The 5,405-nt window shown below is 45.4% G+C and carries 2 tRNA genes and 2 rRNA genes; all 4 read left to right on the forward strand.

Annotated elements, in window-relative coordinates:
- The first annotated feature begins 228 nt into the window (after nt 1-228).
- The 4 genes from Q0975_RS28200 (at nt 229) to Q0975_RS28215 (ending at nt 5,236) form a co-directional block, all read left to right on the forward strand.
- Nucleotides 229-1,750, forward strand: a 16S ribosomal RNA gene (locus Q0975_RS28200).
- A gap of 164 nt (nt 1,751-1,914) precedes the next feature.
- A tRNA-Ile gene (locus Q0975_RS28205) sits at nt 1,915-1,988 on the forward strand.
- 119 nt (nt 1,989-2,107) lie between these two features.
- Nucleotides 2,108-2,181 (forward strand) — tRNA-Ala (locus Q0975_RS28210).
- Nucleotides 2,182-2,414: 233 nt separating this feature from the next.
- A 23S ribosomal RNA gene (locus Q0975_RS28215) occupies nt 2,415-5,236 on the forward strand.
- The 16S and 23S rRNA genes sit together here with 2 tRNA genes alongside, the layout of an rRNA operon.
- The last annotated feature ends 169 nt before the right edge of the window (nt 5,237-5,405 follow it).

Below are 5,405 nucleotides of genomic sequence, written 5' to 3' on the forward strand. Positions count from 1 at the left end.
TGATTAGGTTCATTTTTAGGGTTCGATTCCTTAATAATTAGCGATTAACGACCGGCAATGAAGATTGTGTTAGGTTAGTTAAAAGAGTTCATTGATATATTGATTGACAGCGCGTATTATGGTTGTATTTATTTACGATTATATATACGAATAAGAATTAAGACTAGAAGCATTTTTGAGATTACGATTAAAATTCCTGTGTTATTGTTAAATAATATTTAAGATTACACGATGAAGAGTTTGATCCTGGCTCAGGATGAACGCTAGCGGCAGGCTTAACACATGCAAGTCGAGGGGTAACATTGTAGCTTGCTACAGATGACGACCGGCGCACGGGTGCGTAACGCGTATAGAACCTACCTTATAGTAAGGGATAGCCCAGAGAAATTTGGATTAATACCTTATAGTATCCTAAGTGAGCATTCATTAAGGATTAAAGATTTATTGCTATAAGATGGCTATGCGTTCTATTAGTTAGTTGGTAAGGTAACGGCTTACCAAGACATCGATAGATAGGGGCCCTGAGAGGGGGATCCCCCACACTGGTACTGAGACACGGACCAGACTCCTACGGGAGGCAGCAGTGAGGAATATTGGACAATGGAGGCAACTCTGATCCAGCCATGCCGCGTGTAGGAAGACTGCCCTATGGGTTGTAAACTACTTTTATAGAGGAAGAAACCCCGATATGTATATCGGTTTGACGGTACTCTACGAATAAGGATCGGCTAACTCCGTGCCAGCAGCCGCGGTAATACGGAGGATCCAAGCGTTATCCGGAATCATTGGGTTTAAAGGGTCCGTAGGCGGGTTTGTAAGTCAGTGGTGAAAGTTTTCGGCTCAACCGGAAAATTGCCATTGATACTGCAAGTCTTGAATCATTATGAAGTGGTTAGAATAAGTAGTGTAGCGGTGAAATGCATAGATATTACTTAGAATACCGATTGCGAAGGCAGATCACTAATAATGTATTGACGCTAAGGGACGAAAGCGTGGGTAGCGAACAGGATTAGATACCCTGGTAGTCCACGCCGTAAACGATGGTTACTAGCTGTTCGGACTTCGGTCTGAGTGGCTAAGCGAAAGTGATAAGTAACCCACCTGGGGAGTACGTTCGCAAGAATGAAACTCAAAGGAATTGACGGGGGCCCGCACAAGCGGTGGAGCATGTGGTTTAATTCGATGATACGCGAGGAACCTTACCAGGGCTTAAATGTAGATTGACAGGTTTAGAGATAGACTTTTCTTCGGACAATTTACAAGGTGCTGCATGGTTGTCGTCAGCTCGTGCCGTGAGGTGTCAGGTTAAGTCCTATAACGAGCGCAACCCCTGTTGTTAGTTGCCAGCGAGTAATGTCGGGAACTCTAACAAGACTGCCGGTGCAAACCGCGAGGAAGGTGGGGATGACGTCAAATCATCACGGCCCTTACGTCCTGGGCCACACACGTGCTACAATGGTAGGTACAGAGAGCAGCCACTTGGTGACAAGGAGCGAATCTATAAAACCTATCACAGTTCGGATCGGAGTCTGCAACTCGACTCCGTGAAGCTGGAATCGCTAGTAATCGGATATCAGCCATGATCCGGTGAATACGTTCCCGGGCCTTGTACACACCGCCCGTCAAGCCATGGAAGCTGGGGGTACCTGAAGTCCGTCACCGTAAGGAGCGGCCTAGGGTAAAACTGGTAACTGGGGCTAAGTCGTAACAAGGTAGCCGTACCGGAAGGTGCGGCTGGAACACCTCCTTTCTAGAGAAAGACGATACTCAGGAATTGTTATTTCGGAGTGTTTTTAGTCTTAAGCTGTTAATTAATTATTTTGTTTAGTATTGAGTACCGAGTATTAAGTATTAAGTGTCATTAAGTTAGGTTTTATCTAATTACTGACTACTAATTACTCATTACTATAGTAAAGTCTCATAGCTCAGCTGGTTAGAGCGCTACACTGATAATGTAGAGGTCGGCAGTTCGAGTCTGCCTGAGACTACAAAGTCGCAAGACTTAAAATACGTTCATAATTATATTATTGAAAAGGAAATTCTAGAAGATAGAGTTTAAGTCACATTATTCGTAATTCTAAATTCGTAATTCTGAATTTCAAATAATGGGGGATTAGCTCAGCTGGCTAGAGCGCCTGCCTTGCACGCAGGAGGTCATCGGTTCGACTCCGATATTCTCCACAATTCTTTAGGTGTAGTAGTTGATAGTTTATAAATCACAGGATTCATTCAATTGAAAAAGTATTTATGATCATCATTTTTATGCTGTTTGACAAGAAAAACGTTCATTGACATATTGATTTAAAGAATACGAGCATTAATTGTTCTTGAGAGAGAATAATTAGTGATACAAATTAAAGAGTGATGATATTTATTTATCATCAAAAACTAAAAGAGCAAGTTAAAGCAAAGACGCATAAGCTAATTAAGGGCGTATGGGGAATGCCTAGGCTCTCAGAGGCGATGAAGGACGTGATAAGCTGCGAAAAGCTGTGGGGAGTGGCACATACACTATGATCCGCAGATATCCGAATGGGGCAACCCGGTATATTGAAGATATATCACCTAGCAATAGGAGCGAACCCGGAGAACTGAAACATCTAAGTACCCGGAGGAGAAGAAAACAATAGTGATTCCGTTAGTAGTGGCGAGCGAACGCGGATTAGCCCAAACCAGTATTGTTACGGCAATGCTGGGGTTGTAGGACCACGATATAAGATGTATATTGAATTAGAACGCTTTGGAAAGAGCGACCAAAGAGGGTGATAGTCCCGTATAGGTAAGATATATTGATTTAGTGGTATCCTGAGTAGTGCGGGACACGTGTAATCCTGTATGAATCAGTGGGGACCATCCCATAAGGCTAAATACTCCTGAGAGACCGATAGTGAACCAGTACCGTGAGGGAAAGGTGAAAAGAACCCTGAATAAGGGAGTGAAATAGATCCTGAAACCATACGCTTACAAGCGGTCGGAGGCCTTCGGGCTGACGGCGTGCCTTTTGCATAATGAGCCTACGAGTTACTTTTACTAGCAAGGTTAAGGTTTTAAGAACCGCAGCCGTAGCGAAAGCGAGTCTGAATAGGGCGACTGAGTTAGTAGTAGTAGACGCGAAACCGTGTGATCTACCCTTGGGCAGGTTGAAGCTTTGTTAACCCAAAGTGGAGGACCGAACCCGTTGACGTTGAAAAGTCTTGGGATGACCTGAGGGTAGGGGTGAAAGGCCAATCAAACTCGGAAATAGCTCGTACTCCCCGAAATGCATTTAGGTGCAGCGTTGATTTATAGTTTTATAGAGGTAGAGCTACTGATTGGATGCGGGGGCTTCACCGCCTACCAATTCCTGACAAACTCCGAATGCTATAAAATGTTAATCAGCAGTGAGGGCATGGGTGCTAAGGTCCATGTCCGAGAGGGAAAGAACCCAGACCATCAGCTAAGGTCCCTAAATATATGTTAAGTTGAATAAACGAGGTTGAACTGCTTAGACAGCTAGGATGTTGGCTTGGAAGCAGCCATTCATTTAAAGAGTGCGTAACAGCTCACTAGTCGAGCGGTTCGGCATGGATAATAATCGGGCATAAACATATTACCGAAGCTATGGACTTCGTAAGAAGTGGTAGGGGAGCATTGTAGTGGCGTTGAAGGTGAGAGGCGATTCTTGCTGGAGCAGCTACAAAAGAAAATGTAGGCATAAGTAACGATAATGCGGGCGAGAAACCCGCACACCGAAAGACTAAGGTTTCCTCAGCTATGCTAATCAGCTGAGGGTTAGTCGGGACCTAACGCGAACCCGAAAGGGGTAGTGGATGGACAACAGGTTAATATTCCTGTACCTGCTCACGCTAAAAGTGACGGAGGCGTATATTTGGTGCGAACTGACGGAATAGTTCGTTGAAGCCAGTGGTAACACGGCGATAGTACACAGAGACTTCGGTCAATGTGATAATCCAGAGAAGCGACTTCCAAGAAAAACAAGTGAAGCAGCCCGTACCCTAAACCGACACAGGTAGTTGGGATGAGAATTCTAAGGTGCTCGAGAGATTCATGGCTAAGGAACTAGGCAAAATCGACCCGTAACTTCGGGAGAAGGGTCGCCCCACTTCGGTGGGGCCGCAGTGAAGAGGTCCAGGCGACTGTTTATCAAAAACACAGGGCTATGCTAAATAGAAATATGATGTATATGGCCTGACACCTGCCCGGTGCCGGAAGGTTAAGAGGAGGGTTTAGCTTCGGCGAAGATCTGAATTGAAGCCCCGGTAAACGGCGGCCGTAACTATAACGGTCCTAAGGTAGCGAAATTCCTTGTCGGGTAAGTTCCGACCTGCACGAATGGTGCAACGATCTGGACACTGTCTCAGCCATGAGCTCGGTGAAATTGTAGTATCGGTGAAGATGCCGGTTACCCGCTGTGGGACGAAAAGACCCTGTGAACCTTTACTATAGCTTAGTATTGACTTTGGATAAGTAATGTGTAGGATAGGTGGGAGACTTTGAATTGGCGTCGCCAGGCGTTGAGGAGTCATTGTTGAAATACCACCCTTTGCTTATTCGAAGCCTAACATCGTGAGATGGACAGTGCTTGGTGGGTAGTTTGACTGGGGTGGTCGCCTCCAAAAGAGTAACGGAGGCTTCTAAAGGTCTGCTCAGTACGGTTGGTAATCGTGCGTAGAGTGCAATGGCATAAGCAGGCTTGACTGAGAGACATACAGGTCGATCAGGTACGAAAGTAGAGCATAGTGATCCGGTGGTTCCGCATGGAAGGGCCATCGCTCAAAGGATAAAAGGTACTCCGGGGATAACAGGCTGATCTCCCCCAAGAGCTCACATCGACGGGGGGGTTTGGCACCTCGATGTCGGCTCGTCACATCCTGGGGCTGGAGAAGGTCCCAAGGGTTGGGCTGTTCGCCCATTAAAGTGGCACGCGAGCTGGGTTCAGAACGTCGTGAGACAGTTCGGTCTCTATCTACAGTGGGCGTTAGAAATTTGAGTGGATCTGACTTTAGTACGAGAGGACCGAGTTGGACGAACCGCTGGTGTATCTGTTGTTCCGCCAGGAGCATTGCAGAGTAGCTACGTTCGGAAGGGATAAGCGCTGAAAGCATATAAGCGCGAAACCCACCACAAGATGAGATTTCTTTAAAGGGTCGTGGGAGACTACCACGTTGATAGGCTATAGGTGTAAAGGCAGTAATGTCATAGCCGAGTAGTACTAATAACCCATAGGCTTATGCGCACACCTTGGTATTGAGCAATCGATACCAAGGTGGAGAATTGCTTTGATAGCTTCTTTTTAGTGATACAGCTCTTTAATACAATAAACTCGATTCAATTTAAATCAATATGTTAACTTATTATCTTAGTAGTAAGTGCTTAGTATAAAGTAATAAGTTGTAAAACTTAAT

This window comes from uncultured Aquimarina sp., from assembly GCF_947500065.1.
Lineage (GTDB): Bacteria > Bacteroidota > Bacteroidia > Flavobacteriales > Flavobacteriaceae > Aquimarina.